At 73.6% G+C, this 15,769-nt stretch carries 13 protein-coding genes and 1 pseudogene; 4 read left to right on the top strand and 10 right to left on the bottom strand.

What is annotated here, in order from left to right:
- Positions 1-105: pseudogene (locus C8054_RS29120) on the top strand (IS5/IS1182 family transposase); the annotation flags it as partial.
- An 18-nt stretch (positions 106-123) separates the two neighbouring features.
- On the opposite strand, the gene C8054_RS29115 reads toward C8054_RS29120, so the two are convergent.
- The 5 genes from C8054_RS29115 to eno are packed head-to-tail and all read right to left on the bottom strand — an operon-like array spanning position 124 to position 4,127.
- Positions 124-1,053 carry a Ppx/GppA phosphatase family protein gene (locus C8054_RS29115; RefSeq protein ID WP_107162356.1) on the bottom strand — a complete coding sequence of 310 codons (930 nt, stop codon included), beginning with the start codon at positions 1,051-1,053 and terminating at the stop codon, positions 124-126.
- 42 nt (positions 1,054-1,095) lie between these two features.
- Complete coding sequence (locus C8054_RS29110) at positions 1,096-1,608, bottom strand: amino-acid N-acetyltransferase (RefSeq protein WP_107162355.1); 513 nt, start codon at positions 1,606-1,608, stop codon at positions 1,096-1,098.
- Positions 1,605-2,159, bottom strand: a complete 555-nt coding sequence (locus tag C8054_RS29105; protein ID WP_107162354.1) for a DUF501 domain-containing protein — start codon at positions 2,157-2,159, stop codon at positions 1,605-1,607. The genes C8054_RS29110 and C8054_RS29105 overlap by 4 nt, the downstream gene beginning before the upstream one ends.
- Positions 2,160-2,181: 22 nt before the next feature.
- Complete coding sequence (locus tag C8054_RS29100; protein ID WP_107162361.1) at positions 2,182-2,814, bottom strand: septum formation initiator family protein; 633 nt, start codon at positions 2,812-2,814, stop codon at positions 2,182-2,184.
- Positions 2,815-2,843: 29 nt separating this feature from the next.
- On the bottom strand, positions 2,844-4,127 hold the full coding sequence (eno, locus tag C8054_RS29095; protein ID WP_107162353.1) for a phosphopyruvate hydratase: 1,284 nt from the start codon (positions 4,125-4,127) through the stop codon (positions 2,844-2,846).
- A 212-nt stretch (positions 4,128-4,339) separates the two neighbouring features.
- On the opposite strand from eno, the gene C8054_RS29090 reads away from it, so the two are divergent.
- Positions 4,340-5,032, top strand: coding sequence for a hypothetical protein (locus C8054_RS29090; protein WP_107162352.1), 693 nt, complete (start codon positions 4,340-4,342; stop codon positions 5,030-5,032).
- 3 nt (positions 5,033-5,035) lie between these two features.
- Here C8054_RS29090 and C8054_RS29085 read toward each other — a convergent pair whose 3' ends face one another.
- From C8054_RS29085 to mfd, 4 genes are all read right to left on the bottom strand, one after another.
- The gene (locus tag C8054_RS29085) at positions 5,036-6,655 is read right to left on the bottom strand and encodes a DUF885 domain-containing protein (protein ID WP_107162351.1); all 1,620 of its coding nucleotides are present in this window, start codon (positions 6,653-6,655) and stop codon (positions 5,036-5,038) included.
- Positions 6,656-6,774: 119 nt separating this feature from the next.
- On the bottom strand, positions 6,775-7,746 hold the full coding sequence (locus tag C8054_RS29080) for a nucleoside triphosphate pyrophosphohydrolase (protein ID WP_107162350.1): 972 nt from the start codon (positions 7,744-7,746) through the stop codon (positions 6,775-6,777).
- A complete protein-coding gene (locus C8054_RS29075) occupies positions 7,743-8,498 on the bottom strand; it encodes a hypothetical protein (protein WP_107162360.1) in 756 nt (251 codons plus the stop codon). Before C8054_RS29075 ends, C8054_RS29080 begins: the two co-directional genes overlap by 4 nt.
- A 47-nt stretch (positions 8,499-8,545) precedes the next feature.
- Entirely contained in the window at positions 8,546-12,184 is a 3,639-nt protein-coding gene (gene mfd, locus C8054_RS29070; protein ID WP_107162349.1) for a transcription-repair coupling factor, read from the bottom strand.
- A 156-nt stretch (positions 12,185-12,340) separates the two neighbouring features.
- Between mfd and C8054_RS29065 the strand changes: the two genes are divergently transcribed.
- Entirely contained in the window at positions 12,341-13,243 is a 903-nt protein-coding gene (locus tag C8054_RS29065) for a cyclase family protein (protein ID WP_107162348.1), read from the top strand.
- A gap of 249 nt (positions 13,244-13,492) precedes the next feature.
- Here C8054_RS29065 and C8054_RS29060 read toward each other — a convergent pair whose 3' ends face one another.
- On the bottom strand, positions 13,493-14,533 hold the full coding sequence (locus C8054_RS29060) for a S66 peptidase family protein (protein WP_107162347.1): 1,041 nt from the start codon (positions 14,531-14,533) through the stop codon (positions 13,493-13,495).
- A gap of 85 nt (positions 14,534-14,618) precedes the next feature.
- Here C8054_RS29060 and C8054_RS29055 point away from each other — a divergent pair, with 85 nt between their 5' ends.
- Positions 14,619-15,653, top strand: coding sequence for a hypothetical protein (locus tag C8054_RS29055; RefSeq protein ID WP_107162346.1), 1,035 nt, complete (start codon positions 14,619-14,621; stop codon positions 15,651-15,653).
- The last annotated feature ends 116 nt before the right edge of the window (positions 15,654-15,769 follow it).

Genomic DNA, 15,769 nt, shown 5'->3' with positions numbered 1-15,769 from the left:
ATCAACCGCCTCAAACGCCACCGCTCCGTGGCCACCCGCTTCGACAAACTCGCCGTGCGCTACGCGGCCACCGTGCACGTCGCCGCCATCAACGAATGGCTGTGACCGACTTCGACACAGGCCCTAGGCGAGGCTCCAGGCGATGCCGTCGAGGATGTCGTGCTCCGAGGCGACCACCGAGGACATGCCGGCCCGCTCCATGATGACCCGCAGCACCAGTGCGCCGGCGCCGATCACGTCCGCCCGGCCGGGGTGCATCACCGGCTCGGCCAGCCGCTCTTCCCGGGTGGCGCCGAGCAGGTAGGCGGTCACCTCGGCGACCCGCGCGTACGGGACCCGGGCGTGGTGGATGCGACTCGGGTCGTACTCCCGGAGCCCTTCGGCCAGGGCGACCACTGTGGTGACCGAACCGGCGAGCCCGACCAGTGTGGCGGCCTCCCGGCCGGGGACGGCGGCCAGCGCCCGGTCCACCGCCGCCGCGATGTCCGCCTCGGCGGCGGCGATCTCGGTCGGCGTGGGCGGATCGCCGTGCAGGTGCCGCTCGGTCATCCGGACGCAGCCGATGTCCACCGAGATCGCCCCGCGCACGCCCTCGGCGCGGGTGCCGACCACGAACTCGGTCGAGCCACCGCCGATGTCCACCACCAGGTACGGCGGTTCGGCGTCGGCGGGCAGCCCGCGCACCGCGCCGGTGAACGACAGCCGGGCCTCCTCGTCGCCGGTCACCACCTCCGGCGGTACGCCGAGCGTCCGCTCGACCATCGCGCGGAAGTCGTCGGCGTTGGAGGCGTCGCGCGACGCCGACGTGGCGCACATGCGCACCCGCTCCACGCCGGTCTTCTCGATCTCCGCCGCGTAGTCGGCGAGCGCCACCCGGGTCCGCTCGATCGCCTCGGGCGCGAGCCTGCCCGTCCGGTCGACGCCCTGACCCAGCCGCACGATCTCCATCCGCCGGCTGACGTCGGTCAGCGGCGCCGCCTCCCCGGCGGAGGGATCCGGCAGGTCCGCGATCAGCAGTCGGATCGAGTTGGTCCCGCAGTCGATGGCCCCCACGCGCACGCTCACGGCGCCCACCCTACGGCAGCCCGACGCGGCTCAGAGGCGCAGCAGCATGCGGGTGTTGCCCAGGGTGTTGGGTTTGACCCGTTCCAGGTCGAGGAACTCGGCCACACCTTCGTCGTAGGAGCGCAGGAGCTGCTCGTAGACCGGTTGCGGCACCGGGGCGCCGTCGATCTCGTGGAAGCCGAACGCGCCGAAGAAGCCGGTCTCGAACGTGAGCACGAAGATCCGGGCGATGCCCAGCTCGCGGGCCGCATCGATCAGCTCACCGACGATCCGGTGGCCGATCCGGTGCCCGCGGCAGGACGGGTCGACCGCGACCGTACGGATCTCGGCCAGGTCCTCCCACATGACGTGCAGCGCGCCGCAGCCGACCACCGTGCCGTCCGGCGTCACCGCCACCCGGAACTCCTGCACGTCCTCGTAGAGCGTCACGGTGGCCTTGCTGAGCAGCCGCCGGTCGTCGGTGTACGTGTCCACCAGCCGGCGGATGCCGCGCACGTCGGCGGTGCGGGCCCGGCGGACCGCGATCTGCTCGACGGCACTCATGCCGGAGGCACGTCCACGCACGGACCGGCGGCCCACCACTTCTCCACAAGCGCCAGCGTCTCGTCGCCGAACGGGTTCACCCCGGGGCCGGCGGCCAACGCGTGGCCCAGATGCACGTGCAGGCACTTCACCCGCCCGGGCATCCCGCCGGCCGAGATGCCGGCGATCTCCGGCACCTCGCCGATCGCGTCGCGGCGGGCCAGGTAGTCCTCGTGCGCGGCCCGGTAACTGGCGGCCAACTCCGGGTCCTCGGCGAGCCGGTCGGCCATCTCCTTCATCAGCCCGGCCGACTCCAGCCGGCTGCACGCCGCGGTGGCCCGCGGGCAGGTCAGGTAGAACAGCGTCGGGAACGGCGTGCCGTCGGCCAGCCGGGGCGTCGTCTCCACCACGTCGGGCAGGCCGCACGGGCACCGGTGGGCCACCGCCCGGGTGCCGCGCGGCGGGCGTCCGAGCTGCGCGGCCACCGCGGCCAGGTCGGCCTCGGTGGCCGGTCGGCGTTCCGGCGGGGGTACGGAGTCCGCCGCCGGTTCCTGCGGTGGTACGACGCTCACGGGTTGGGCCTTTCGAGGTAGCTCACTTGTCGGGGCGCTCGGCGTTCGCCGCCTGCACGCTCGACCACAGCGTGTCGTACCAGGGGTCGGGCGGTCGCGGCGCCCCCGGCTTCGCGCCCTTGCCGGCGTCCTTGGCGGCCCCGTCCGGGTCGGAGAGCACCACCAGCAGCGTCTCCCCCGGCTTGCCCATGAAGAACCGTTCCCGGGCCTGCGTCTTGACGTACTCCGGGTCCTTCCACTTGGCCGCCTCGGCGGTAAGCCGGTCGATCTCCGCCCGCTGCGCCGCCTGGGACGCCTCCATCCGCTCGATGTCGGTCTGCTGGTCCAGGTAGACCCGGACCGGGTAGGTGTACGCCAGGGCGAGCGCGATCAGCACCGCGAACAGCACTGTGGCGCGCCCGGTGAAGCGCCGGGGTTGGGGTGCGGTGAGCCGCTTGACCGGGCCGCCGGCCGCGGTACGCCGGGCCGCGCCCGGACGGTTCGCGGAGCGTACGCCCTCGGTGACGCGGGACGCGCCGGGCGACCGGCCGGCGGCGCGTGCCTCCGCGCGGACGCCGTCGCGGGCCGTGGACCGGGTCCGGCCCCCGCCCGCCCGGCCGGCCTGACCCGGCCGACGGGCGGGCCGCTGGCCACCCGGTGTGCGGCGCTGCTGCATCGTCACACCCCTCCCCCGGAGCGTCGACCTCAGGCCGAACGGTAACGCGGGAACGCGCCGGCGCCGGCGTACCGCGCCGCGTCGGCCAGCTCCTCCTCGATCCGCAGGAGCTGGTTGTACTTGGCGACCCGGTCCGAGCGGGCCGGCGCGCCGGTCTTGATCTGACCGCAGCCGGTGGCGACCGCCAGGTCGGCGATGGTGGTGTCCTCGGTCTCGCCGGAGCGGTGGCTCATCATGCACCGGAAGCCGGCCCGGTGGGCCAGGTCCACGGCGTCCAGCGTCTCGGTGAGCGAGCCGATCTGGTTGACCTTGACCAGCACCGCGTTGGCGGCCCGCTCGGCGATGCCCCGGGCGATGCGCTGCGGGTTGGTCACGAACAGGTCGTCACCGACGATCTGGATCCGGTCGCCCAGCGCGGCGGTGAGCGTGGCCCAGCCGCTCCAGTCGTCCTCGGCGAGCGGGTCCTCGATGGAGACGATCGGGTAGTCGCCGGCGAGCTTGGTGTAGTAGTTGCTCATCTCCTCGGCGCTCTTGGTGCTGCCCTCGAACGTGTAGGAGCCGTTGTCGAAGAACTCGGTGGCGGCCACGTCGAGCGCGAAGACGATGTCGGTGCCGAGCCGGTAGCCGGCCTTCTCCACCGCCTCGGCGATCAGGTCAAGCGCGGCGGCGTTGGTGGGCAGGTTCGGGGCGAAGCCGCCCTCGTCGCCGAGGCCGGTCGAGAGGCCCTTCTTCTTCAGCACCGACTTCAGCGCGTGGTAGACCTCGGCGCCGGAGCGGACCGCGTCCCGGAACGTCGGGGCGCCGATCGGCGCGATCATGAACTCCTGGACGTCGACGTTCGAGTCGGCGTGCGCGCCGCCGTTGAGGATGTTCATCATCGGCACCGGGAGCAGGTGCGCGTTGGGGCCGCCCAGGTAGCGGAAGAGGCTCAGCTCGGCGCTGCCGGCGGCGGCCTTCGCCACGGCCAGGGAGACGCCGAGGATGGCGTTGGCGCCCAGCTCGCCCTTGTTGTCCGAGCCGTCGATGTCGATCATCTTCTGGTCGATCAGCCGCTGCTCGCTGGCCTCGTAGCCGATGAGCTGGTCGACGATCCGGTCCTCGATGTTCGCGACCGCCTTCTCGACACCCTTGCCCAGGTAGCGGTCCTTGTCGCCGTCGCGCAGCTCGACCGCCTCGAAGGCGCCGGTGGAGGCGCCGGACGGCACCGCGGCGCGGGCGATCGTGCCGTCGTCGAGCCCGACCTCGACCTCGACCGTCGGGTTGCCCCGCGAGTCCAGGATCTCCCGGGCGACAATTCCCTCGATGGTTGCCACTGAGTCGCTCCTCGTTTGTGTGTTCCGGTCCGGTGTGGGCCGCGACGGTGCGGCTGAGGCAGGTGTTGAACGCAGCGTATCGGTCCCCGCTCCCCGGTACGGCGCTCGGGGCGGACCCCGGGGCCGCGAATGAGACGGACATTCCCGGTTTACCGGTCGTCAACCGGCAACGGGTTTGCGAGAGGTTGCGTCGATCGACAAGGCTGGGCATCATGCCTGCCGCTTCGACGACCCTCCGCGTGCTCGCCGCCTCGGTCATCGCGTCGCTCTCGGTCACCGGCTGTCAGGCCCTGGACGACGCGGACGTCGCGCTCGGACGGGCCGACCTGGTCAACGACCTCGCCGCGCGGATGGACCGGGCGCTGGAGCGGACCTGGGCCGCGGAATACCAGCTCACCGGCGGCGGGACCGCCTCGATCGCGCAGACCGCGAAGCCGCTCCGCTCCACCTACGCCTGGCCCGGCGGCAAGATCACGGTGACCCAGGAGGCGGTGACCCGGTGCGCGAGCACCACCGCCCGCACCTCCTGCACCATGTCCCCGCCGGTGCTGACCGCCGGCAAGCCGTCGGTGATCGTCTACGACGAGGCGCGCAAGCAGGGGCTGGTCACCCCGCCGGCGGTGATCCGGCTGCTCACCGCCGCCGCGCTGGAGCCCCAGGCGGTCATCAAGCAGACCGACACCACGCTGGCCGGGCACCACGCCACCTGCATCGACGTCACCGACGCCGGGGAGCGCTTCACCGCCTGCGTCACCACCGAGGGGGTGCTCGGCAGCTTCACCGGCACGCTCGACGGCAAACCGGCCGAGCTCACCATGAGCCGCTACACCGAGACGGTCGAGGCCGGCGCGTTCGCGGTGCCGGCCGGCGCCGGTGTGGTGGACCGCCGCCCGAAGGCCTCCTGACCCTCACACCCCCAGCAGCGTGCGCAGGTGACGCGGCGGCGGGCAGTCGTGCGACAGCATCGCGTCGTGCCAGTCGCGCACCGGCACGCCGTCCGGCCGGGCGGCGGCGATGTCCGCCATCTCGCTGTAGCCGACGAAGTAGGTGGAGAGCTGGGTGGAGGTCAGCAGCGCCCGCCGCCACTTGCCGGCCGCCTCCCCCTCCTCCTGGAAGCCGCGCCCGGTCATCAACGCCATCGCCTCGGCCTCGGGCAGGTCGTCGCAGTGCACGAGCTGGTCGAGCAGCGCGTTGATGGTCATTCGGAGCTGCATCTTGAGCTGCTGCAACCGCACCGGCAGCCCGCCGAAGCCGAGCCCGGCCATCAGCTCCTCGGTGTAGACCGCCCAGCCCTCGATGAACACGCCGGACTCGGTGAGCGCACGCACCCGGGTCGGGCCGGCGTACCGGCGGGCGTGCGCGAGCTGGAGGAAGTGACCGGGCATCGCCTCGTGCACGGTCAGGTTGCGGATCATGTGGTCGTTGTACTCCCGGTAGAACGACTCGACCCGCTGCGCCGGCCAGTCCGCCGGGGTGGGCGCGATGCAGTAGAACGTCGGCACGTCGGCCGTCTCCAGCGGGCCCGGCGCGTCGCAGTAGGCCACCGCGACGCCGCGCGCGAACTCCGGCATCTCCTGGATCACGCACGGGTCGGCGACGAGGCTGACCAGGTCGTGGTGGCGGACGAAGTCGGTGGCGTCGTCGAGCGTGCCGGCGGCGAGGTCGACGATGGTGGCGTCGTCCGGGTGCTCGGCGGCCAGCAGGTCCAGCGCGCGGCGTACCGTCTCGTCGTCGGCCGGACCGCCGACCAGCTCGACGGCCGCCGCGCGGATCTCGTCGGTGACCCGGTCGAGGTTGGCCCACGCGCGGCGCTGCACCTCGGCGGCGCCCAGCTCGGTGTCGAGCGTGTGCCACAGCCGCGCCTCCCAGCGCCGCCGGCCCAGCCGGGGGTCGCGCCCCGGCCCGGCGTCGGCCGCCAGTCCGGCCCGCAACCACGCCACGAACTCGTCGAGCGCGGCGATCGCCGCGGTGGCGGCCGGCCCCACCCGGTCGCGCAGCGCCGGCGCCTGGGCGAGCAGCACCGGCACCTCGTCGCGGACCAGCGCCGCCGCGCCGACGAACTGCCCGACCGCCGTCTCGGCGTGGACCCGCGGCATGTCCCGCAGCGTCGCGCGCGCGGTCGCCAGCGCATCCGGTACGGCCCAGAGGCGCCCGGCCAGGTGGGTCAGCCGCTCCTCGACCGGCGCGTACGGCCGGGCCAGCAACGCGTGCAGCAGCGGACCCGGGTTGTGCCGCAGCGGGTCCCACTCGTGGCTGCGGATCTCGGAGTCCTCGAACAGCCCGCGGTCGACCAGGGCGCTGAGCAGCGCGTGGTCGACGCTCTCGTCGGTGTCGAGCACGTCGGGGTCGATCTCGGAGAGCGCGTCGGCGGCGTCCCGGAGCATCGCCCGGTCGGCGGCGAGCGCGTCGGCGGAGAAGTCGGGCAGCCGGTCGTCGTAGCGGTGGTCCCCGACCGAGGTCGCCAACCCGGGCCGGCTCTCCAGCACGGCCTCCACGATCCGCTCCGCGAGCACCCCGAACGCTTCCATGTCCCGAACCCTACCGATCACCCCCGACGCCCATCCCCCGCGATCTTGCAGTTGCGGTCCCTTCGATGCCGGATTCAGCCGATTTGCCGGGGCGGAAGGTGCAAGATCGACGAAGCGGGTCAGGCGCGTTCGGCGGCGCGGACCGCTTCGGCGTACGCCAGGGTGGCGCGGCGGAGCGCGGCCTCCGGGTCGATGCCGGCCTGCCGGGCGGCGGCGACGGTGGCCAGCAGGCTCGCGCCGAGCCGCGCCTCCGCGTCCACCTGGGACTCGGCCAGCGGCGGCGGCACGGCCAGCCCCACCCGGCCGGCGCGGTCCAGGATCTTCGCGGCCAGGGCCAGCGCGGGCTGGCTCAGCGCGATGCCGTCCAGCACCGAGTCACGGGTCTTCTCGGCCCGTTTGATCCGCTCCCAGTTCGCCTCGATCTCCTCGATCGAGCCGGCCCGCTCGCCGGAGAACACGTGCGGGTTGCGCCGCACCATCTTGTCGACCAGGCCGCCGGCCACGTCGTCGACGGTCCAGCTCTCCCCCTCCGGCAGGTCCTCCGCGAGCCGGGCGTGCAGCAGCACCTGGAGCAGCACGTCGCCCAGCTCCTCGCGCAACGCGTCGGTGTCGTCGGCGCCGATCGCGTCGTACGCCTCGTAGCACTCCTCCAGGAGGAACGGGGCCAGGCTGCGGTGCGTCTGCGCCCGCTTCCACGGATCACCGCCCGGGGAGGCCAGCCGGTCCATCACCTCGACCGCGTCCAGCAGCCGGGCACCCGGCGGATCCCAGGAGCCGTACATCAGCTCCAGCTCGGCCAGGCCGGGCTGCCGGGCCAGCCGCAGCCCCAGCTCGCGGGCGAGTGCCTCGTCGCCGGCCGGGCCGGCCAGCCAGACCGCGCCGCCCTCGGTGGCGGCGGCGTCCAGCAGCGCCTGCGTCGCGCCCTCGGTCACCACGCGCACCTCGGCGCCGGCCGTCCGGACCGCCCGGGTCAGCTCGCTCTCCGCGCCGGTGAGGACCGGCGCGGAGCGTACGGCGTCCCAGGCGGCCGACGTCAGCAGACCGGCCGGCAGCCGGGGCGAGGTGACCAGCAGGACGATGCGCGCGGTCATGCGCCGGGCGCCGCCGACGGGTCGATCACCGGCACCGACTCACCGGTCTCCGGCTCCGGGGTGGAGACGTCGGTGACCGACGAGCCCGGCTCGCCCAGCGGCACGGCCACCGCCGGCACGTCGCCCTTGAAGCTGAGCAGCGGGAACGCCAGCGGGCGGTAGCGCGGGTTGACCGAGACGTCGTACCCGCCGATGGCGTCGGCGAGCACCTTGCGGGTGGCCAGCGCGGAGCGGAGCTGCTGCCCGTCGAGCTGGCTGGCCGCGTCGGCGTCCTTCACGTCCGGCGGGATGGCGCCGGCGGCCCGGCCCGCCGCGATCACGGTGGCCAGGTCCTCGGCCGTGGGGGCGGCCGGCTCGCCGGCCGGCAGGCCGGACATGCAGGTGTAGAACTCGGCCACCTTCTTCGCGTACGTCGCGTCGGCGGGCAGCCCGGTCTGCTGCGCCACCTGCTCCGGCGTCACCTGGCCCTGCGGCTGGTAGCCCTTGTCGGCGGAGAGTTCCCGGCACACGTCGGACAGCACCAGGGTGGCGACCACCTGGTCCCGGGCCGGCAGCAACGCGTCGGCCTGCGGAGCGGTGGCCGGCTGGCTGGCCAGGCCGTCCCGGACCTCGTCGAGGATCGAGGTGACCCGATCCTCGGTGACGCGGGTGTCGCCGACGTAGGCGGCGACCCCGGGCTCGGTACGGCAACCGGAGAGGGCGACGAGGCCGACCGCCACGCTGGCGACGGCGACAAGACGGCGAGCACGCATGACGGTCACTCTCTCACGCCCCGTATCCGGCTGTGACGCCGCCCACCTCACCGCGCCCCCGCCCCGGCCGGCTGCGCCGCCGCAGGTTCCCCCAGAACATCGGAGAGGAGTTGGGCGCACCACTCCAACAGCGCCTGGTCGCGCAGCGGCTCGCCGCCGATCCGCCGGGTGCTCGGCCGGGGCACGCTGACCTGGTCGAGCGCCTGCTTGTAGACCGAGTCGGGGTGGTAGCGCTTGAGCCGCATCTGCTTCGAGTCGGGCAGCGGCAGCGGGCCGAACCGGATGTGCTTGCCCTGCATCGACACGTCGGTCAGGCCGTAGCGGCGGGCCAGCAGCCGGAAGTTCGCCACCGCGACCAGGTTCTGCACCGGGGCCGGCGGCTCGCCGTACCGGTCGGTCATCTCGGCCACCACCTCGCGCAGCCGCTCGGCGTCGCGGGCCTCGGCGAGCTTGCGGTACATCTCCAGCCGCAGCCGCTCCACGCCGACGTAGTCGTGCGGCAGGTGCGCGTCGATCGGCAGGTCGATCTTGACGTCCACCTCCTCCTCGGCGTGCTCGCCCTTGAACGCGGACACCGCCTCGCCGACCATCCGCACGTACAGGTCGAAGCCGACGCCCTCGATGTGGCCGGACTGCTCGCCGCCGAGCAGGTTGCCGGCGCCGCGGATCTCCAGGTCCTTCATCGCCACGTACATGCCGGCGCCCAGCTCGGTGTGCTGGGCGATGGTGGCCAGCCGCTCGTGCGCGTTCTCGGTGAGCGGCTTCTCCGGCGGGTAGAGGAAGTACGCGTACGCGCGCTCCCGGCCCCGGCCGACCCGACCGCGGATCTGGTGGAGCTGCGCCAGGCCGAGCAGGTCGGCGCGCTCGACGATCAGCGTGTTGGCGTTCGGGATGTCGATGCCGGACTCCACGATCGTGGTGCAGACCAGGACGTCGAACTCCTTCTCCCAGAAGCCGACCATCACCTTCTCCAGCGCCTCCTCGCCCATCTGGCCGTGCGCCACCGCGACCCGGGCCTCGGGCACCAGCTCGCGGATCCGGCGGGCCGCCTTGTCGATCGACTCGACGCGGTTGTGCAGGTAGAAGACCTGCCCGTCGCGGAGCAGCTCGCGGTGCACGGACGCGGCCACCTGCCGGTCGTCGTACGCCCCGACGAACGTGAGCACCGGGTGCCGCTCCTCCGGCGGGGTGGCGATGGTGGACATCTCCCGGATGCCGGTGATCGCCATCTCCAGCGTCCGCGGGATCGGGGTGGCCGACATGGCGAGCACGTCGACCGAGGCGCGCAGCGTCTTCAGGTGCTCCTTGTGCTCCACGCCGAAGCGCTGCTCCTCGTCGATGATGACCAGCCCGAGCTGCTTGAACCGGGTGGCCGCCTGGAGCAGCCGGTGGGTGCCGATGACGATGTCGACGGTGCCCTCGGCGACCATCTCCAGCGTCCGCTCGGACTCCTTGGGGGTCTGGAACCGGGAGAGCTGCCGGATGTTCACCGGGAACTGGCTCATCCGCTCGGCGAACGTGTTGTAGTGCTGTTGCACGAGCAGCGTGGTGGGCACCAGCACGGCCACCTGCTTGCCGTCCTGCACCGCCTTGAACGCCGCGCGGACCGCGATCTCGGTCTTGCCGTAGCCGACGTCGCCGCAGATCAGCCGGTCCATCGGGACGGTCTGCTCCATGTCCCGCTTGACCTCCTCGATGGCGGCCATCTGGTCCGGCGTCTCCTGCCAGGGGAACGCGTCCTCCAGCTCCCGCTGCCACGGGGTGTCCGGCCCGAAGTTGTGCCCCTTGGACGCCTTCCGGGCCGCGTAGAGCTGGATGAGCTGGGCGGCGATCTCGCGGACCGCCTTGCGGGCCCGGGCCTTGGACTTCTGCCAGTCCGAGCCGCCCATCTTGTGCAGCGTGGGCTGCTCGCCGCCGACGTAGCGGGAGAGCTGGTCGAGCTGGTCGGTGGGGACGAAGAGGCGGTCACCGGGCTGGCCGCGCTTGCTCGCCGCGTACTCGATGACCAGGTATTCCCGGCTGGCGCCGTTGACGGTGCGCTGCACCAGCTCGACGTAGCGGCCGATGCCGTGCTGCTCGTGCACCACGAAGTCGCCGGCCCGCAGTTCGAGGGGGTCGATGGTGTTGCGCCGCCGGCTGGGCATCTTGCGCATGTCGCGGGTGGAGGTGCCCCGGCCGCCGGTGACGTCGTTGCCGGTCAGCAGCACGAAGCGGGACGCCTCGTCGACGAAGCCGGCGGTCAGGCAGCCGCAGGAGACCAGCACCTCACCGGGGGCGGGCGCGGCCGGCACCTCCTCCACCAGCCGGGCGCCGAGGCCGGCGTCCCGGAGCACCTCGACGGCCCGCTGGGCGGGACCGTGCCCCTCGAAGACCAGCGCGATCGACCAGCCCTCGCCGGCCCAGCGCTTCAGGTCGTCGACCACCCGGGCGGTCTCGCCGTGGTAGAGCGGAGCCGGCTGGGCGGCCAGGCTCACCGCGATGGCGTCGTCGGGCGTGACGTCGACAGCGGCCGGCGCGTCCTCCCAGGGCTGCCGGGCCGGCGCGGCGTCGGCCTCGACCAGGCCGAACGGGGCGAGCGTCCACCAGGGCTGGCGCAGGGCGCGGGCCTGTGTGCGTACCTCGGCCAGGGTCTTGAAGGCGGCGGCGCCGAGGTCGACCGGGGCCTGGCCGCCGACGGCGGCCGCGGCCCAGCTCGCCTGGAGGAACTCCTCCGAGGTACGGACCAGGTCGTGCGCCCGGGTGCGGATGCGCTCCGGGTCGCAGAGCAGCACGTGGGTGCCGGCCGGCATGCAGTCGACGAGCAGTTCCAGCGCGTCGTCGCCGATCAGCGCCGGCGCGAGCGACTCCATCCCCTCGACCGGGATGCCCTCGGCCAGCTTGTCGAGGATCTCGGCCAGCTCGGGGTGCTCGGCGGCGAGCGCGGCGGCCCGCTGCCGGACCTCCGTGGTGAGCAGCAGCTCACGGCAGGGCGGCGCCCAGAGCTGCGGCACGCCCTCGATGGTGCGCTGGTCGGCGACCGCGAAGGTGCGGATCTCCTCCACCTCGTCGCCCCAGAACTCGACCCGGGACGGGTGCTCGTCGGTGGGCGGGAAGACGTCCAGGATGCCGCCGCGCACGGCGAACTCGCCACGCTTGGTGACCAGGTCGACCCGGGCGTACGCCATGTCGGTGAGCCGGCGGGCGACGTCCTCCAGGTCGGCCTCCTCCCCGGCGGCGAGCTGCACCGGCTCCAGGTCGCCGAGGCCCTTGAGCTGCGGCTGGAGCAGCGACCGGACCGGCGCGACGACCACCCGCAGCGGCCCGGTGCGCCCGTGCGCGTCGGCCGAGTCGGGGTGGGCCAGCCGGCGCAGCACGGCCAGCCGCCGCCCGACCGTGTCGGAGCGGGGCGAGAGCCGCTCGTGCGGCAGCGTCTCCCAGGACGGGAAGACCGCCACCTGCTCCGGCGGCAGCAGGCTGCCCAGCGCCGAGACCAGGTCGTCGGCCTCCCGGGTGGTGGCGGTGACCGCGAGCACCGGCCGCCCGGCCCCCTGCTCGTCGGCGGCCACCGCCGCGACCGCGAACGGGCGCAGCGCGGCGGGGGCGGTGAGGTCGAGGCCGTCGACCTGCGCGGCACCGGAGCGCGCCAGGTCACGCGCCCGGGCCAGCCCGGGGTCGGCCAGCGCGGCGGCAAAGAGTCCGGTGAGCATCAGTGATCACTTCCAACGGCTCGACACACGACGACGACCCCGCGTCCAGCCGGACGGGGGGTGTGCACCCGTCGAGCCTATCCCTCTCCCCCGACGATCCGCCCCGGGCCAATTTTCGATCTTGACGACCTTGGCTCGGCGTGGTGCGGTGGACGGATGGGCGAGTATCGGGCGGTCTTCGACGCCGAGGTGTTCTTCGCCAACGGCGGTGGGCTGCGCACCGACGGGTTCCGGCTGGACGTGCCCGACCCCGGGATCACCGACGACGAGCTGGCCGCGTTGCTGGTCCGGCACCTCGGGCTGCTCATGGTCGGCGAGGTGCGGATCACCAACCGGACCGTCGTCGAGGAGCCGCACAAGGGCGGGCGCGGCGTCGCCGTCCCGGCCCCCGACGGGCGGCGGCTGGTCGAGCTGAGCCACGAGATCAGCGACGGCCTGGTCACGCTGCCCGGCTGGCCGGGGCCGCGGATCACCGACTGGCTCACCCGGGAGACCTCCCGCCAGCGGTACGCGCCGGGCGTCGAGTTCCACGTCGGGCGCATCGACATGGTCGCCAACACCGGCACGTACGTCGACACGCCGGCGCACCGCTTCGCGGACGGCGTCGACCTGGCCGGGATGCCCCTGGACCGGCTGGCCGACCTGCCCGGCGTGGTGGTCCGCGTACCCGCCGGGGTCCGCGCGGTGGACCGCCTGCTGCTCGCCCCGTACGAGGTGGCCGGGCGGGCGGTGCTGCTGCACACCGGCTGGGACACGCACTTCGGCACCGACCGGTACGCCGCCGCGGACGCGCCGTTCCTGACCGGCGACGGCGCTTCCTGGCTGGTCGAGGCCGGCGCGGCGCTGGTCGGCATCGACTCGATCAACATCGACGACATGAGCCCGGCCGCGGCCGGTGAGCGCCCGGCACACAGCACACTGCTGGCCGCCGGCATCCCGATCGTGGAACACCTGACCGGCCTGTCCGGGCTGCCGCCGAGCGGCTTCCGGTTCACCGCCGCCCCACCGAGGGTGGCCGGCATGGGCACGTTCCCGGTCCGCGCCTTCGCCACCGTCTGACGGCCCCGCCTCGCCCGCGCAAGATCCACTCCGCTTCGCCGAGATGGCGGGATCACGGCACCCGCGATGCCACCACCTCGCCGAAGTGGCGAACGCACCGCGACCACCCGAAAGATCCCCACCACCTCACCGTTCCACCGGGCGCCCCGCCCGCCCCCAGGGATCACGGCCAGCTTCTGGCGAAATCTCGTTCGCGGTGAACGAAAGCTTGCCAAGATCTACGAGGCGCGCCGGTGTGTTCGGGCGGGGTCAGTAGCGCACGGCGATCCGCCGCTCGACCGCGTCGACCAGGATCTCGCCGCCGTACGGGATGATCAGCTGCGGGTCGGTGTGGCCGAGGTCGACGTCGAAGACCACCACCGGGTCGTCGACGTAGGGGCCGATCGCCCGCAGGATCGCCGCCCGCTGCTCCCCACCCCAGGCCAGCCGCTCCGCGACGGACAGCGGCCGGCCGAAGTCCCACGCCTTGGGGCGGCCGACCACGATCGCCGGGAAGCCGGCCAGCAGGCCACGCTCGCCCAGGTTGCGCACGATCCGGAAGACCTCCTGGGCGGACGGCATCTCCTGCGAGGTCTCCAGCAGCAGCACCGAGCCGGCCAACTCGGCGGCGGACGGCACCCGGTCGGCCGCCGCCAGCCAGTGCAGGATCTCCAGGTTGCCGCCCCAGGTGCGGCCCCGCACCACCCGGGCTGGCCCGTGCCAGCGCCAGCCCGCGCCGGGCAACATCGGCGGCTCCCCGGTCAGCGTCGTCGGGTCCTGCCAGTCGAGCGGCTCGTCGCCCCACTCGGCGGCCGGCGTCAGGTCGTACCAGTCGGAGGTGAACAGCGCCGCCCGCAGCGAGTCGAACGTCAGCGGGTGCGGGCGGCCGGGCCGGCCGAGGTGCACCAGCACCGAGCCGCCGTGGTAGGCCACCATCCCCAGCCGGTACAGATGGTTGAGCACGTTGGTGTTGTCGGAGTAGCCGAGGTACGGCTTCGGGTTGGCGCGCAGCACGTCGTCGTCGAGGAAGGGGGTGACCGTGATCAGGTCGTCGCCGCCGACGGTGGCCAGCACCGCGGTGATCGTCGGGTCGGCGAACGCGGCGGTCAGGTCGCGGGCCCGGTCGCGCGGGTCGGCGCCCATCACGCGGGTGGTCGGGTACTCCACCGGCACCAGGTGCAGCTCCTCGCGGAGCCGGCGCAGGCCCAGCTCGTACACGTGGGGGAAGAGACCCGGCAGGCCGGCGGAGGGTGAGACGACCGCGACCCGGTCGCCCGGCTGCGGCTTGGTGGGATAACGCGGTGCCGTCATGATCCGAACGCTATCGGCGGGCGCCAGCGAATTCCGCCCGACGAAACCGCAAAAATGGGGCACATGCCGGCAATAGGCTGGGCCCGTGGACGACGAGCCGCAGCTGCGGACCCGGGACTGGCTGCCGCGCACCGCGGCGCTGGTGCTCGGCACCCTGGCGCTGGCCAGCGCGTTCATCGCGGCCTACGTCGGCGCGCTGCACAAGCCGGAACCACGCGACCTGCCGGTCGCCGTGGTGACCTCCGACCAGCAGGCGCAGGCCGTGATGACCGCCGTCCGCGCCCGCACGAACACCATCAAACCCGTCGGGTACGACAGCCAGGCCCGCGCCGTCGACGGCCTCAACGACCGATCCGTGTACGCGGTGCTCAGCTCCGCCCCGGGCGGCCTGACCCTGGCCACCGCCAGTGCCGGCGCGCCCGCCGCCACCGAGCTGGTCACCGACGTGTTCACCCAGGCCGCCCGGCAGGCCGGGGTGCCGTTGCAGGTCACCGACGAGGTGCCGGTGTCCGCCGGGGACCCGCGCGGCCTGGTCCCGTTCTACCTGGCGGTCGGCGTGGTGCTCGGCGGCTACCTGGCCTCCACCGCGCTGGGCATCTCGCTCGGCACCAGCCCGCGCGGGCCGCGCCAGGCCGGGCTGCGGATCGCCACGCTCGCGGTGCACTCCATCCTGCTCGGCACCATCGGGGCGGTGCTGGTCGGGCCGGTGCTGGACGTGTTCGACCACGACGTGGGCACCATCGCGGTGGTCGGCGCGCTGGCCGCGTTCGCGGCCGGGATGGTGGCGGCGGCCGTGCAGGCGTGGCTCGGCCTGCTCGGCACCGGGCTGGTGATCCTGCTGCTGGTCGTGCTCGGCAACCCCGGCTCCGGCGGCATCTACGCGCCCGAGTTCCTGCCCGCGTTCCTGCGCGGGATGCACCGCTGGAACGTGCCCGGGCTCGCCACCGACCTGTTCAAGTCGGCCGTCTACTTCGACTGGCGCGGTGGCGGCTGGGCGTTGACCGGGCTGCTGGTCTGGGTGGTCGCCGGGCTGGTCGGGCTGCTCACCGCCACGGTGTTCCGGGCCCGGCGACGGGCCGCGCGGACCGGTCCGGGACGGCACACCGCCGTCGACAGGTGACCGGCCGGCGCATCCCAGAGTGCAGATCATCACGCCGTCCCCCTCCTCCGTCCGCGGCCCGCGCGGATACCATCCAGGGGAGTCGGACAGCGCTGTCCTTCGTCCTCGCGTAAGGA

The sequence above is a fragment of the Micromonospora sp. RP3T genome (genome assembly GCF_003027925.1).
GTDB lineage: Bacteria > Actinomycetota > Actinomycetes > Mycobacteriales > Micromonosporaceae > Micromonospora.
This window is presented reverse-complemented; position numbering and strand designations above follow the sequence as displayed.